Origin of the sequence: Nicoliella lavandulae (assembly GCF_037546185.1) — a bacterium.
In the GTDB taxonomy this organism is placed as follows: Bacteria; Bacillota; Bacilli; order Lactobacillales; family Lactobacillaceae; genus Nicoliella; species Nicoliella lavandulae.
Genome location: NZ_JAWMWH010000001.1, coordinates 1,375,614 through 1,389,988, shown reverse-complemented (window position 1 = coordinate 1,389,988; position 14,375 = coordinate 1,375,614). Strand labels below are relative to the sequence as shown.

At 35.1% G+C, this 14,375-nt stretch carries 14 protein-coding genes; 11 read left to right on the top strand and 3 right to left on the bottom strand.

Features of this window, described 5'->3' with window-relative positions; genetic code table 11:
- Window position 1: 1 nt before the first annotated feature.
- The 10 genes from R4146_RS06365 (at window position 2) to R4146_RS06320 (ending at window position 10,772) form a co-directional block, all read left to right on the top strand.
- Window positions 2-340: a hypothetical protein gene (locus R4146_RS06365; RefSeq protein WP_339960584.1), complete on the top strand. Its 339-nt coding sequence runs from the start codon at window positions 2-4 to the stop codon at window positions 338-340.
- 102 nt (window positions 341-442) lie between these two features.
- Window positions 443-1,570: a tRNA 2-thiouridine(34) synthase MnmA gene (mnmA, locus tag R4146_RS06360; RefSeq protein WP_339960583.1), complete on the top strand. Its 1,128-nt coding sequence runs from the start codon at window positions 443-445 to the stop codon at window positions 1,568-1,570.
- 100 nt (window positions 1,571-1,670) lie between these two features.
- A complete protein-coding gene (locus R4146_RS06355) occupies window positions 1,671-2,333 on the top strand; it encodes a histidine phosphatase family protein (RefSeq protein ID WP_339960668.1) in 663 nt (220 codons plus the stop codon).
- Window positions 2,334-2,352: 19 nt separating this feature from the next.
- Window positions 2,353-3,075, top strand: coding sequence for a tetratricopeptide repeat protein (locus R4146_RS06350; protein WP_339960582.1), 723 nt, complete (start codon window positions 2,353-2,355; stop codon window positions 3,073-3,075).
- A 22-nt stretch (window positions 3,076-3,097) separates the two neighbouring features.
- Entirely contained in the window at window positions 3,098-5,563 is a 2,466-nt protein-coding gene (recD2, locus tag R4146_RS06345; RefSeq protein ID WP_339960581.1) for an SF1B family DNA helicase RecD2, read from the top strand.
- A 72-nt stretch (window positions 5,564-5,635) separates the two neighbouring features.
- Window positions 5,636-7,282 (top strand): peptide ABC transporter substrate-binding protein, encoded by a 1,647-nt coding sequence (locus tag R4146_RS06340; RefSeq protein ID WP_339960580.1) that lies wholly within the window; start codon window positions 5,636-5,638, stop codon window positions 7,280-7,282.
- Window positions 7,283-7,392: 110 nt separating this feature from the next.
- Window positions 7,393-8,379 carry an aldo/keto reductase gene (locus tag R4146_RS06335; protein WP_339960579.1) on the top strand — a complete coding sequence of 329 codons (987 nt, stop codon included), beginning with the start codon at window positions 7,393-7,395 and terminating at the stop codon, window positions 8,377-8,379.
- 157 nt (window positions 8,380-8,536) lie between these two features.
- A complete protein-coding gene (gene arcD, locus R4146_RS06330; RefSeq protein ID WP_339960667.1) occupies window positions 8,537-9,970 on the top strand; it encodes an arginine-ornithine antiporter in 1,434 nt (477 codons plus the stop codon).
- A gap of 12 nt (window positions 9,971-9,982) precedes the next feature.
- Window positions 9,983-10,441 (top strand): arginine repressor, encoded by a 459-nt coding sequence (locus R4146_RS06325; protein ID WP_339960578.1) that lies wholly within the window; start codon window positions 9,983-9,985, stop codon window positions 10,439-10,441.
- Between the two features lie 118 nt (window positions 10,442-10,559).
- Window positions 10,560-10,772 (top strand): hypothetical protein, encoded by a 213-nt coding sequence (locus R4146_RS06320; RefSeq protein ID WP_339960577.1) that lies wholly within the window; start codon window positions 10,560-10,562, stop codon window positions 10,770-10,772.
- A gap of 41 nt (window positions 10,773-10,813) precedes the next feature.
- On the opposite strand, the gene R4146_RS06315 is transcribed toward R4146_RS06320, so the two are convergent.
- From R4146_RS06315 to R4146_RS06305, 3 genes are all read right to left on the bottom strand, one after another.
- A complete protein-coding gene (locus tag R4146_RS06315; protein WP_339960576.1) occupies window positions 10,814-11,767 on the bottom strand; it encodes a diacylglycerol/lipid kinase family protein in 954 nt (317 codons plus the stop codon).
- A gap of 72 nt (window positions 11,768-11,839) precedes the next feature.
- Window positions 11,840-13,522 carry a ribonuclease J1 gene (gene rnjA, locus R4146_RS06310; RefSeq protein ID WP_339960575.1) on the bottom strand — a complete coding sequence of 561 codons (1,683 nt, stop codon included), beginning with the start codon at window positions 13,520-13,522 and terminating at the stop codon, window positions 11,840-11,842.
- A 2-nt stretch (window positions 13,523-13,524) separates the two neighbouring features.
- A complete protein-coding gene (locus tag R4146_RS06305) occupies window positions 13,525-13,740 on the bottom strand; it encodes a DNA-directed RNA polymerase subunit epsilon (RefSeq protein ID WP_339960574.1) in 216 nt (71 codons plus the stop codon).
- A 190-nt stretch (window positions 13,741-13,930) separates the two neighbouring features.
- On the opposite strand from R4146_RS06305, the gene R4146_RS06300 reads away from it, so the two are divergent.
- Window positions 13,931-14,371 carry a hypothetical protein gene (locus tag R4146_RS06300; protein WP_339960573.1) on the top strand — a complete coding sequence of 147 codons (441 nt, stop codon included), beginning with the start codon at window positions 13,931-13,933 and terminating at the stop codon, window positions 14,369-14,371.
- Window positions 14,372-14,375: the final 4 nt, after the last annotated feature.

The window sequence follows — 14,375 nt, the reverse complement described above, 5'->3', positions numbered from 1 at the left end:
AATGGCATTTGAAACTGTTGTTCAACTGCAAGGGGATGACCGTAAGTTTAAACTAAGTCCAGAGATAAAACAATTTACATTGTTAGATTTAGGATTTAGTAAACAAAATAACGGTAGCTTTGTGTTAAAGCAACCAATTAGTGGTGCGAACTTAAATGGTTATAAGTTGAAAATTTCAGTCAATAAAGACCTAGATCAACTAAAAATGGTAGTGACTGATGGCAAGGGATTACGTAAAATTGATATATTCAAAAATAATCAACATCCAGATGATGTTGAACAGTTAAATTTCTTTTTACAAACTCTTATTTTGCGAAAGGTTTTAACCCCTGCTAATTAATTTGCATTTATTACTTTAAGTTAGTAAAATATTAAATACTGGAAATTGCGACCTTCAAATCGTGGATTCTCAGAAATCTAAAGAAATGATGGTGATAAACCAATGACCGATAATAGTAAAACCCGTGTGGTTGTTGGAATGAGTGGCGGAGTCGATTCTTCTGTGACCGCTTTAGTTCTAAAACAACAAGGGTATGATGTAGTCGGAGTATTCATGAAGAATTGGGATGATACCGATGAAAACGGTGTTTGTACAGCTACTGAAGACTACAAAGATGTTGCTAAAGTAGCTTCACAAATTGGAATTCCATACTACTCTGTGAACTTCGAAAAAGAATATTGGGATCGAGTGTTCACTTACTTTTTAGCTGAATATAAAAAGGGCCGGACCCCTGATCCAGATGTTATCTGTAATAAGGAAATTAAATTCAGAGCCTTTCTAGACTATGCCCTAGAATTAGGTGCTGATTATATTGCAACTGGTCACTATGCACAATTGTATCGAGACGATGATGGTCATAATCACTTGTTGCGAGCTACTGATTCAAATAAGGATCAAACTTATTTCTTAAGTCAATTGTCTGCTGACCAACTAGACCGTGTCATGTTCCCATTAGGTGGGATGATCAAACCACAAGTTAGAAAACTTGCTCGCGAAGCTAATCTAGCGGTTGCTGATAAAAAGGACTCTGTAGGAATCTGTTTTATTGGTGAAAAGAACTTCAAGAACTTCTTAGGCCAATACTTACCAGCAACTCCTGGTAAGATGATGACTTTTGATGGTGTTGAAAAGGGAACACACGATGGTTTAATGTACTATACCATTGGTCAAAGACGTGGCCTAGGAATCGGTGGGGACGGTAAAGATAACCGTCCATGGTTCGTAGTTGGAAAGGACCTTTCTAAAAACATCTTATATGTAGGCAAGGGCTATGAAAACGAACATTTATACGCTGATTATCTAGATGCATCTGATGCATTCTTTGTTAACGACATTACGGACCGGGGAAGTGAATTCCACTGTACCGCTAAATTTAGATACCGGCAAAAAGACTGTGGTGTAACGGTTAAGGTTAGTGATGACCAAAAGCAAATTCGAGTAATCTTTGATGACCCAGCTCGTGCCGTTACTCCTGGTCAAGCAGTAGTTTTATATGATGGTGAGGAATGTTTAGGTTCAGCAATCATCGATGCTGCTTATCAAAATCAATCAGAACTACAATATATTTAATTAGTATTAAGTTGAAAACATCATACGAAGGTATGGTGTTTTTATTTTATGCAATCAAGTTTATAATGGATAGATAATCATAAATAATAACGAGGTATGCATAGTGAAAATTTATTTTATTCGACATGGGAAAACAGAATGGAACCTTGAAAGTCGCTACCAAGGGGCTGGTGGGGATTCACCATTATTAAAAACTAGTTACAGTGAAATGGATCAATTAGCAAAAGCGTTGAAACATATTAAATTTGAGCATGTTTTTGCAAGCCCCATTAAACGAGCTCGCATAACAGCTCAGCATGTTCGTAGCCAATTGGATTTTATTCCAGAGATTAGTCTTTGGAATCGTCTAGAAGAATTTCATTTGGGTAAAATGGAAGGACAAAAATTTATGGACGTGAAAGCACAATTTCCGGAACAATTTACTAACTTTAGGGAACATCCTGAAAAATATGATAATCATGAAATTGGTGGTGAGAACTTTCAAGAAGTAATTGATCGAATGACGCCTGCAGTAAAACTAATCGCGCGTGATTATCCTAATCCTGATCAGAATGTAATGGTAGTTAGTCATGGGGCCGCCTTAAATGCCCTGATTAATTCATTACTAAATGAACCATTGGCCGACCTTAGAAAACGGGGAGGCCTTTCAAATACTAGTACTACGATTTTAGAAACTGTTGACCAGGGCCAAACGTTTAAATTGATCAAGTGGAATGATACTGATTATTTAAACCGGCCACTAGATTCAACTGATACTATTTAACTTTGGAGTGATATTAAAAATGACGGAAGATAATAACCAAATTAATAATCAAGAACATCAGGCCCACGTTGCTAAGGTCAGGGCAGAAAAGCAAAAACAAGCTGATGAAACACTGCATAAGCTGGTTAAGGATATTGATGAACATCCACACGATTACCGAACATACTATGATTTAGGAACGTTTTTGGTTCAGTTACGCAATTATAATCAAGCTGAAGAGTTACTAATGAAGGCAATGGGATTATTTGCAGATCAAAGTAAAAAAGCAAAGAATACGTTGATGTATGGGTTAGGTAATGTTTACTATGCAGCCGGAGAATATGACAAAGCCATTCAACAATTTAACCAAATTGATGATCAAAAATTGCAGTTTGATTCGTATATTATGTTAGCTCAAAGTTATATGTCTAAACAAAACTATAAAAAAGCAGTGGTCTTTGCATTAACTGCTCAGGGAATGCGAAGACAGGATCCTTCCGTTAACCAAATTTTAGGAGATAGTTTATTAGCACTAGGTAACTTTAGCGAAGCTGCGCAATTTTTTGATATTGTTTTAAAAAACGATGACCATAATGGCAAGGCTAACTTTGATCGGGGATTAATTGCTATGGTATTAGGAGAACCATTTGATGATTATTTTGCTAAAGCCAAACGATATGACCATCGTTATTTTGAAAAGGGACAAAGTCGGCTAAAGGATATCGAAAAATTTATTCAAATTCAAAAAAAGCGCGATAAATAATGTAAATTAAGGAGTAGATAATTTGGCAGACTCGGTAGATTTATTTGATGATAACCATTCTAATCCGTCAGAACCACTTTCACTTACTGGAACGGTCCAGGCAATTTTTTTTGAAAGTCCAGATAATTTTTATAAAGTCCTATCAGTTAAAATTAAATCAGCTAATTTCAAATGGAATAGCGATGACATTATCGCAGTTGGTAGTTTTGGCGAGATGGATCTAGATGCAGAATACCAATTTACTGGCGAATTAGTAGAACATCCAAAGTATGGTCAACAGTTCAAAGTGACTAAATATGAGGGCAATACCCCTAAGACTAGTAAGGGATTAATAGCATATTTATCAAGTGATGATTTTCCTGGAATTGGAACTAAGACGGCTGAAAAGATTGTTGAACAACTTGGTAATAACTTAATTGAAAAAGTTATTAATAATCCAGATGTATTAAAACAATTAGACTTATCGCCCAAGCAAAAAGAGGCGTTAACTAATGGAATCAAAGAGCATAATGGAGTTGAGCAGATTATTATCGGCTTAAATAGTTATGGCTTTAGCAGCAATCTTGCAGGTAAAATATATAATTTTTATAAGGATAAAACATTATCAGTAATAAAAAATAATCCTTATAAACTAGTTGAAGATATTAATGGAATTAGCTTTAAAAAAGCAGATCAAATTGCCAGTCAAATGGGTTTTACAGATGATTCGATTGGTCGATTAAGAGCTGGAATCATGACAGCATTAAGTCGATTGTCAATTAAAAGTGGTGGCACTTATGCTAAATTAGATCAATTGGTAAATGAATCTTTAAAACTACTAAATAGTAGTCGTGATGGAGCAGTTACGATTGAAGCAATTGGTGATCAAATCATTGCTTTAGCCAAAGCCAATAAAATTGTTGGTGAGCAAAACAAAATTTATTTACGCACGCTATATGAAGCTGAATGGGAAATTGCCGAAAACATTAAGCGAATTGAAGAGGCGGGAGATGATACTCAAGCCTTACCTGATGATCAGTTAGATCAAATGATTCGCAAGATTGAATTTGACAATCGCATTGAATATGATGCGTCGCAAATTTCAGCCTTAAAAATGGCAATGAAATCATCAGTTTTCCTATTAACTGGTGGTCCTGGAACTGGAAAGACGACCATCATTAAGGGAATCTTGTCCCTGTACGCTAAAATTAATGACCTATCACTTTCAATTGCTGATTATGTTGATGATCCATACCCATTCTTATTAGCTGCACCCACTGGTCGTGCTGCTAAGCGCATGCGTGAGACAACTGGAGCTGAAGCAAGTACGATTCATAAACTATTGGGATTAAACATTAATGATGATCAAGAACAGGATGACGCTAAAGAAACTACGGTTGATGGTAAACTATTAATTGTTGATGAAATGTCGATGGTTGATACTTATTTGTTCAGACGGCTAATTAATGCTGTTCCTGATGATATGAAGGTTATTTTAGTTGGTGATCGGGATCAATTACCATCGGTAGGGCCGGGTCAAGTATTTAATGATTTATTACAATCTAAGCGAATTCCTAGTTTGGAATTAAATACAATTCACCGTCAAGATGATGATTCAACCATTATTGAGTTAGCCCACTATGTGAAAAATGGGCATTTACCACAGGACTTCATGACTAACCAAAGTGATCGGAGTTTTATTAGTTGTACCGCTCGACAAATTCAATCAGTAATTGAGCAAATTGTTGGCAAAGCTCATCGCAAAGGATTCACATCTACTGATATTCAAGTGTTAGCACCAATGTATAAGGGCCCAATTGGGGTTAATAATTTAAATACAATTATTCAATCGATTATGAACCCCAAAACTAGTGCTGATCAAAAAGAAGTTGAGTACCGTGGGGTTCACTATCGAATTGGTGATAAGGTCTTACAGTTAGTTAATAGCTCCGAAAACGATGTCTTTAATGGTGACATTGGTAAAATCGTTAGTATTGAAACTCAGCCCAATAATAGTAGCAAGGATAAACTAGTGATTGCGTTTGACGATTCAGAAGTTACTTATCAACGTAAGGAATGGGATCAAATTACGTTAGCTTATTGTACAACGATTCATAAAGCACAAGGGAGTGAGTTTAAGATGGTGATCTTGCCAATTGTGCCCCAATACACGATTATGCTCAAACGTAATTTACTGTATACTGCCATTACGCGTGCTTCGAAACTATTAGTGTTAGCTGGGGATGTAAACTCATTTGTAAAATGTGTAGAGACACCATCAACTAAGCGTTGGACTAGCCTTTGTCAGCGATTACGAACGGTAATTAAGGATGTTAATCAACCAACCAACCAAACTGAATCAAAAGTTGAAACCGTCACTAATTCAACTAGTGCTTCCAATGACGAGCCTAAGTCGGATAAGCAAATTTTAACTGAACAGTTGATCAATAGCGGAAAAATCGATCCGATGATTGGAATGGATGGGATATCACCAGATCAGTTCATGTAAGATAATTGCAAAATTATATCGTGTGTTATATTATAATATTTGTTTAAGATTAACATTTAAGGGATGAATTTCATGCGTATTTTTAGTAAACATTTTAAATCAATCATGGTTGGAATAATGTTGCCATTATTAGCGGTTGTTTTAACTGCTTGTGGACAAAATAATTCAACTAATGATTCTAGAACGACATTGAATCTTAGTTATGCTACCCCCATTTCTACAATGGATAATTCTAAGGCAAATGATGCGGCGAGTTTAACAATGCTTAATCATACTGGAGACGGTTTGTATCGAAATGGTGCGAACGGTGCTTCCACGCCTGCATTAGCAACTAAGCAAACAGTATCTAAAGATGGAAAAACATATACATTTGATATTAGAAAAAATGTTAAATGGAAAGATGGTTCCAGTGTTACAGCACATGATTTTGTTTATGCATGGCGTAGAACTGCTAATCCAAAGACAGCTGCCCAGTATGGATATTTATATAACCAGATTCAAAACTATAGCGCCATTCAATCTGGTAAAATGAAGCCTAGTTCATTAGGAGTATCAGCTGAAGGGGATTATAAGCTAGTTGTTCACTTAGAAAAACCAGTTCCATACTTCACGAAATTATTAGCCTTCCCAGTGTTCTTCCCACAAGAACAAAAATTTGTAGAAAAATATGGTAATAAGTTTGGGACTAACAGCAATACTACTAATTCAGACGGTCCATTTATTTTAAAGGGCTGGAGTGGAACTAATGATACTTGGCAATTAGTTAAGAATCCTAATTATTGGGATAAGAAGAATGTTCATGTTAATAAAATTAACTTACAAGTTATCAGTGATCCAACAACCTCATTAAAACTATTTGATCAAAATAAGCTAGATTCAACCCCATTGAACGGAACTCAAGTGGCTAATTACCGGCATAATAAGGCCTTTAGATCATATATTGGTGGAGCAACGGTTTATATGTTAACTAATGAACAACGGTTAAGCATCTTTAAGAACCAAGATGCTAGAAAGGCCCTTTCATTAGCGATTAATCGGAAAGCTTTAGTTTCTGATGTATTACGTGATGGATCAGTAACTCCTGATGGGTTTATTCCAACTAAGTTAGATGATTTTAAAGTATCTGGAACCAACCAAAACTTTAAACAACTATCTGCATATCCACAGGGAGTTGCATACAACTTAACTGAAGCTAAGCAACTATGGCAAAGTGCATTAGCCGCTAGTGGTAAAAAATCATTGACGGTTAACTTAACTACAGATGATGATTATACTACGAAGCAAGTAGCTGAATTTTTACAATCACAGTTGAGTAAGTTACCGGGCCTAAAAGTTAACTTATCTAATATCCCAAATAAAGTTCGGATGAGTCGTCAAGATAATGGTAATTTTGACATCGTTCTTACTAAGTGGGGAGCTGATTTTAACGATCCAACCAATTTCTTGGATCTAATGACCACTAATAGTACCTTTAACTTTGGTAAGTGGAGTAATTCTCAATATGATCAGTTAGTTAATAATGCTAATAATCGAGATGCCAATAATCCTAAGCAACGTGCTATGGATATGGCAAATGCTGAAAAAATCTTAATGCGTGAACAGGGAGTAATTCCAGTTTACGAACCAGCTACGACTGAATTATGGAACACAAATGTTAAGGGATATGTTTGGAGTCCTACCGGAATGAGTCGCAACTGGAAGGAAATTTCAATTAAATAAATTCTATTAAAAGCTGAACTTAGTTTAGCTTTTTTTAGTTGTCTTTTCTTGACTGGTATCATAAAGCAATTTATTATTTAAATATAATAACAATAGTGGGAGTGGATTTTATGTATAAAGCAAGTGACAATCGTTACGATGATATCATGGTTCGTCGTGCTGGAAATTCTGGATTACAATTACCAGCATTATCTTTTGGAATGTGGCATAGCTTTGGTGATGACGCCAATTTTAAGGATAGTGAAGCTGCAATGTTAGCTGCGTTTGATCGAGGTATTTTCAGCTTTGATTTAGCTAATAATTATGGTCCTGGTTCAGGAGCTGCAGAAAGAATGTTCGGTCAAGTCTATCGCGCTGATTTAAAGCCATACCGGGATGAATTAATTATTACGACTAAGGCTGGTTATCATATGTGGCCAGGTGTCTACGGATCTTTTTCATCAAAGAAAACGTTAGTAGCGGCATTAGATCGTAGTTTACAACGGATGGGACTTGACTATGTTGATATTTACTATAGTCACCGGTTTGATCCTAATACTAGCTTAGAGGAAACAGCAGCGGCCTTAGATGGAATTGTTCGTTCTGGAAAAGCATTATACATCGGGATCTCTAATTACTATGATAAAGAAGAACAAGAAATCATGAAGTACTTTAAAGAAATGCGGACCCCATTTGTTATTAATCAAATGTCATATAATTTATTGAATCGTAAGATTGAAGATGATGGTACCATTGATGCATTGGCTGATGCTAAGAAGGGATTAGTGGCCTATGGACCATTAGCTGAAGGTTTATTAACAGATAAGTATTTGAATGGGATTCCAGATTCAATTCACTTACACAGTACTAATGATTTCTTAGTTAAAAATGGTACTGACTCTGCAGTTAAAAGAATCAATGCATTAAATGAATTAGCTAAGAATCGTAATCAATCATTAGCTCAGATGAGTTTAGCATGGTTATTGAATAACCCAACCGTTACTAGTGTTATTACTGGTGCATCTAAGATTAATCACCTAGAAGATAATTTAAAAGCACTTGATAATACTAGTTTTACTGATGATGAGTTGGCTGCAATCGATAAAATTACTAAATAATTATTTACGGTGGTATTAATCCGACGGGAACAGCTTATTGCTGTTCCTTTTTTTTATAAAAACCCAGCAATTTTAAACAACTTGCGTTATAATTAGTGAATGTGTCTTTAATATTCAATTAAAACGTATAAATATAGAATAAGGGGCGATGATAAGAATGCATCAAACTCGCAAAAAACTAAGCTTATTAGAACTAGTTGGCTTAGTCATTGGTGCGATTGTTGGTGGCGGTGTATTTAACTTAATGCACGATATATCAACTAATGCCGGTGCTGGAGCAGTTTTGATTGGCTGGGGGATTACAGCAGTAGGAATGCTATCATTAGCATTTACATTTCAAAACTTAACTAGAAAGCGACCAGACCTAGATGCTGGGGTATTTAGTTATGCTGAAGCGGGCTTTGGAAAGTACATTGGATTTAATTCCGCTTGGGGTTATTGGTTATCAACGCTATTAGGAACGGTTGGTTATGCAACCTTATTAATGAGTGCGGTGGCTTACTTTATTCCTATCTTTGGGAATGGTCAGAATCTATGGTCAATTGCAGTGGCATCATTAGTATTGTGGAGTTGCCATTTTATGATCTTAAGAGGAATTGAATCTGCATCATTGGTAAATGTTGTAATTACGATTGCTAAGTTAGTGCCCATCTTTTTATTCATTGTAATTATGATTATCTCATTTAGATTAAAAATCTTTACAGCTGATTTCTGGTTTACTAGTACGGGTCATTTTCAATTTAGTGATGTATTAACACAAGTTAAGAGTACGATGTTAGTTACAGTATGGGTCTTTATTGGAATTGAAGGTGCGGTGGTTTTTTCCGGAAGGGCTAATAAACGAGAAGATGTTGGTCGTGCCACTGTATTGGGACTAAGTATCGTTATTTTGATCTACATGTTAATTACTTTGCTCTCATTTGGAGTAATGAGTCAATCAGGGCTAGCACATTTAGGCCAACCCGCAATGGCCGCATTACTAGAACAAGTAGTTGGCAAATGGGGTGCAATGGTCGTTAATATTGGGTTGATTATTTCAGTTGCTGGGGCATGGCTATCATTTACAATGTTTGCAGGCCAGTTACCTTATGAAGCTTCAAAAGTGGGTACATTTCCCAAGTTCTTTACTAAGGAAAATCGAAATGGGGCTCCGGTTAATTCGTTAATCGTAACAAATTTGATTGTTCAAACGTTCATGTTTACATTCTTATTTACTAATCGGGCGTATAATTTATTTTATTCAATTTCGAGTGCTGCAATTTTGATTCCATATGCCTTTTCAGCATTCTATCAATTAAAATATTCAATCCAACTAGATCAAAGCAGATCTAAATATAAGAACATATTGATCGGTTCAGTTGCTAGCATTTATACATGCTGGTTATTATATGCGGCTGGATTTCATTTTATTTTATTAACTGCAATCTTATTCATGTGTGGAATTCCTGTTTTTTATTACTTACAAAAATATGATAATCAACAAACCGTCATTTTTAAGTGGTATGAAAAACTAATCGCAGTAGCAATTTTTATCTTTGGGATTTACGCATTATTGGGATTATTTCTAGGGTATGACAGTTTTTCATATTAAGGAGCGATTTGTTTGAAAAAAGAAGTGCGTCAAGCAGCAATTGAAAGAATTATTAATCAGTTTCCAATTGCCAAACAAGAACAATTAATGGAAAAATTAAAAGCAGATGGTATTGATGCCACGCAAGCCACCATTTCTCGTGATATTAGAGAAATGAATATTATTAAGCAACAAGACGGTGATCAATGGCGATATACAATCTACAAAAATTCAAATCCAAATGAACTGAGTCATCTATATGACATGATCAGTGATTCTGTTACCTCAGTTGAACAAGTCCAATTTATTAATATTGTTCATACATTGGATAGTTATGCTAATACACTCGCGGCAATTATTGATGACTTAAGCCTTGATTGTATTTCAGGAACGCTAGCAGGTCATGATACGATTGTCATTTTTTCTGCTAATAATGATTTTGCATCCGAAGTAAACAAGATTTTTAATGATCATCTGAATCTCGATCTTTAATAAATTTTAAGCAAAACTATTAACAAATTTATAATTTAGTGTTATATTACGATTACGCCTTATTTTTAGAAACCGAATATTTAAGATTAAATTGATAAAATTGTTAGGAGTGGTTACAGTGAGTAATAGATTTGAACTTTTGGTAGAATATAGACAGGCTTTTAATGAGTTGGAACATTTAAAGCATAGTGAGGCTACTGCCCGATTAGCTAAACCAAGTAATAATACTATTACCATTGAGCCAGAATACGGTAGTAAGATGAAAACCCTAACTAAGAAATGTAATTCATTAAAGATGATCTTAGAAGCAATGGACGCTTCAGAAGATTAATGCAAAAAGATCCGATAACTGGATAAGTTATCGGATCTTTTTTAGTATATAAATTGAAAGGTAGTAATACCGAACTCGGCATTATAGAAATGACCACCTAGTTCTTCATTATCAATATTGGCATACTCAATCGAAGGAATATTGATTTTAAAGGATTTGGATTCATAATAATGAACCGATTTTAGTTTTGTTCGTTTTCCCATGAACATTAAAAAAATCGCCCAAGTTACAAATAAGATATTTTTATTTTCCATCACCATAATATCAAGTGACGGTTTTTTGATGCTAGCATTTGGCATAAATCGTTTATTATTATCAAAATAAGGGGTGTTGTATATTCCTACCCATACAACCTTGGAAAATTGCTCTCTATTAACTCCTGAAACAAGTGATAGGGGGAACTCCTTAATTTCATAAAGATTAACTAGAATATCCCAAAAACGGCAAATTCGATGAAAGCGATTGGTGAACCATTTCCAGTGTGACTTTTGCCGACTATTTAGTAAATTTGATTCAAATCCAATTCCCATGTTATTTAAAAAGTAATGGTAACGACGATTAAAATTATTGTAATAGTAGCCAATATTAATGTCGTGTGGATTGGTATGACTTAAAGCAGCATTTAACGCTTGAGACCAGTTCAATGAAATGCCCATTTCCAAGGCAAAATTATTGTTTCTACCGGCTGGAATTAATGCAATCGGAAATTCATGTAACCTTTGATCTTGTTTAACAATGTTTTTAGCTCCAGTAATAACTTGATTAAGCGTCCCATCACCGCCAATTACTAGCAAGATATTTTGAAATGATGTATCTTGATGATACTTTTTAATATATTGTTCTGCAATTAAGCGAGCATGGTTATGATATTCAGTAAGTCTGAATTGATATACTACTTTACCAGCATCCAATTGATTCTTAATTAATTGCCAAGTATCTTTGCATTTGCCATTATTAGCATTTGGATTAATGATGATTAGGTATCTGGCTTGCAATGGGTTTTACGCTCCTTTATCAGTTATAATTTAAAAAGCGAATTCAATCATGAATTCGCTTTTTAATAGAAATTAATGTTTGTTCATAATTAGCATTGGTAAAATCAATGGGTGTCGTTCAGTCTTATTAAATAAGAATCGTTGTAGATCATTAATAATGGCACTCCGAATGGTTGCTTCAGTAGCATGCTTATTATGCATTGCACGACGAATGGTTCTGAAAACTAGTTTCCGACCTTCATCCAAAAGCTTTCCAGATTCACGCATGTAAACAAAACCACGTGATAGTAAATCTGGACCAGATTGAATTTCTTGTTTATTTAAATTAATGGTAGCAACAACGACCACCATTCCTTCTTCAGCAAGAATTTGGCGATCGTGTAGAACAACGTTGCCAATGTCGCCAATCCCGTTTCCATCGATGTAAACATCGTTAGCAGCAAAGTGTCCAGCAATTCTGGCAGTGTCTTTAGTTAAAGCTAATACATCACCATTGGCCATAATAAAGCTATTTTCAAGTGGAACTCCACATTGTCTAGCTAATTCAGTATGAATCTTTAACATCCGGTATTCACCATGAATTGGCATAAAGAACTTAGGCTTCATTAATCTTAACATCAACTTTTGTTCTTCTTGACCACCATGACCAGATGTATGGATATTATTGACCTTACCGTGAATAACGTTAGCACCGGCTTCTTCTAATTCATTAATTACCTTGTTCACACTAACCGTGTTTCCAGGAATTGGATTACTTGAAAATACGACTGTATCATTTGGTTGAATTGAGATTTGACGGTGCGTTCCGTTAGCAATTCTAGATAGGGCGGCCATTGGTTCACCTTGTGATCCTGTACATAAAATCAATGTTTTATTAGCAGGTAATGATGATAAATCAGATGCATCAACAAATGCATTATCAGGAATATCTAAATAACCTAATTCGCGTCCGTTTACAATTGCAGCTTCCATACTACGACCAAAGACAGCAATCTTACGATTGTGAGCTAACGCAGTATCACAAGCAGTTTTAATTCTTGAAATATTGGAAGCGAAAGTAGCAAAAATAATCCGTCCTTGAACTTCGTTGAAGATATGACGAACAGATTTTCCGACCCAACGTTCTGACTTAGTCCATACTGGCCGTTCGGCATTAGTACTATCAGACATCAAACATAGGACGCCTTCCTCACCCAATCTTGCCATTTCATGTAAACCAGGTGGCTGATTAGTAACTGGAGTTAAGTCAAACTTATAATCCCCAGTTTGAACAATAACTCCGGATGGTGTATGCACTGCGATTCCTAATGTATCAGGAATTGAGTGGGTCGTTCTAAAGAATGAGACACTAGTTTTTCTAAACTTTAGAACTGAATTTTCATCGATCCGATGTAATTCTGCACTTCTTAATAAACCGTGTTCTTCTAGTTTATTTTTAATTAAGGCTAGCGCTAATGGTCCAGCATAAATTGGTACATTAAGTTGTTTTAATAGATAAGGAACACCACCAATGTGGTCTTCGTGACCGTGGGTGATGACTAGGGCTTTGATCTTGTCCTTGTTTTCGACTAAGTAATTATAGTCGGGAATCACGTAGTCAACTCCTAATAAGTCATCTTCCGGGAATTTGATTCCCGCATCGATCAAAATAATTTCATCTTGAAATTGAACCCCATAGGTATTCTTACCAATTTCTCCTAAACCACCAACGCCATAAATAGCAGTTTCGTTATTTTTGACGTTTAGTTTTTTCATGATTATTTAATCTCCGTAATTTTAAAATCAGGGCTCTTCTTTTCGTATTCAAGATGATTGCCCTCTAATGGTTCAACATACTCAATATTGTAGTCTTTGATTGATTCTACTTTTGATCTAGCTTCAACTTCAGTATCAGCTTCTACATACATACTTTCCGTAGTTTCTCTACGTGGAGTACGTTTGATTGAGTTTTGGTATAAAACTTTAAAAATCATATTTTTAGCTCCTTTACAAATATTATGTAAATTTTTTGTATCGTTCACGTGTATTACACACAAATTTAGTATAATTTTAGCATATTCAAAATAATAAGTATAGTATCGCCACGATTAAAGCTTAGCATGTTAAAATAAATTAAGAATTATTGGATGAAGAGGTGGGATTAGATTGTTTTGGGAAGCTTTTTTGGGTATTTTAATTGCAATTATTATTTATAATTTGGTTCATCGTTTATTTGTAGTGAATCCAACTAAACGAGAGCAACTAGCGGCAGAAAATCATTGTCGAAATGTTTTGATTAATTTAATTGATCAGATGCCTCACTCTAATTATAACTTTGACATTATTGGTTCTAAGGTATTATCAGAGGTATGGGGACGTGGCATTCAAGTTTTTGAATTTAAGTTAGCAGCTGATGATGAAAAAGTAAGCGATAAGTTGACATTTATTAAGGAACACCTGGTTTCTGAATTGGCATCACGAAATCGTAAGCAGGCTCACAATGATGCTGAAATTCAAATTACGGATTTATGGCAATACGATCAATTTATTCATGTTGAAGTTGCCTACTTAACCAATCAGTCCACTCGTGAATATATTAATGATATTAATCGGTTAACCGAATAAAAAA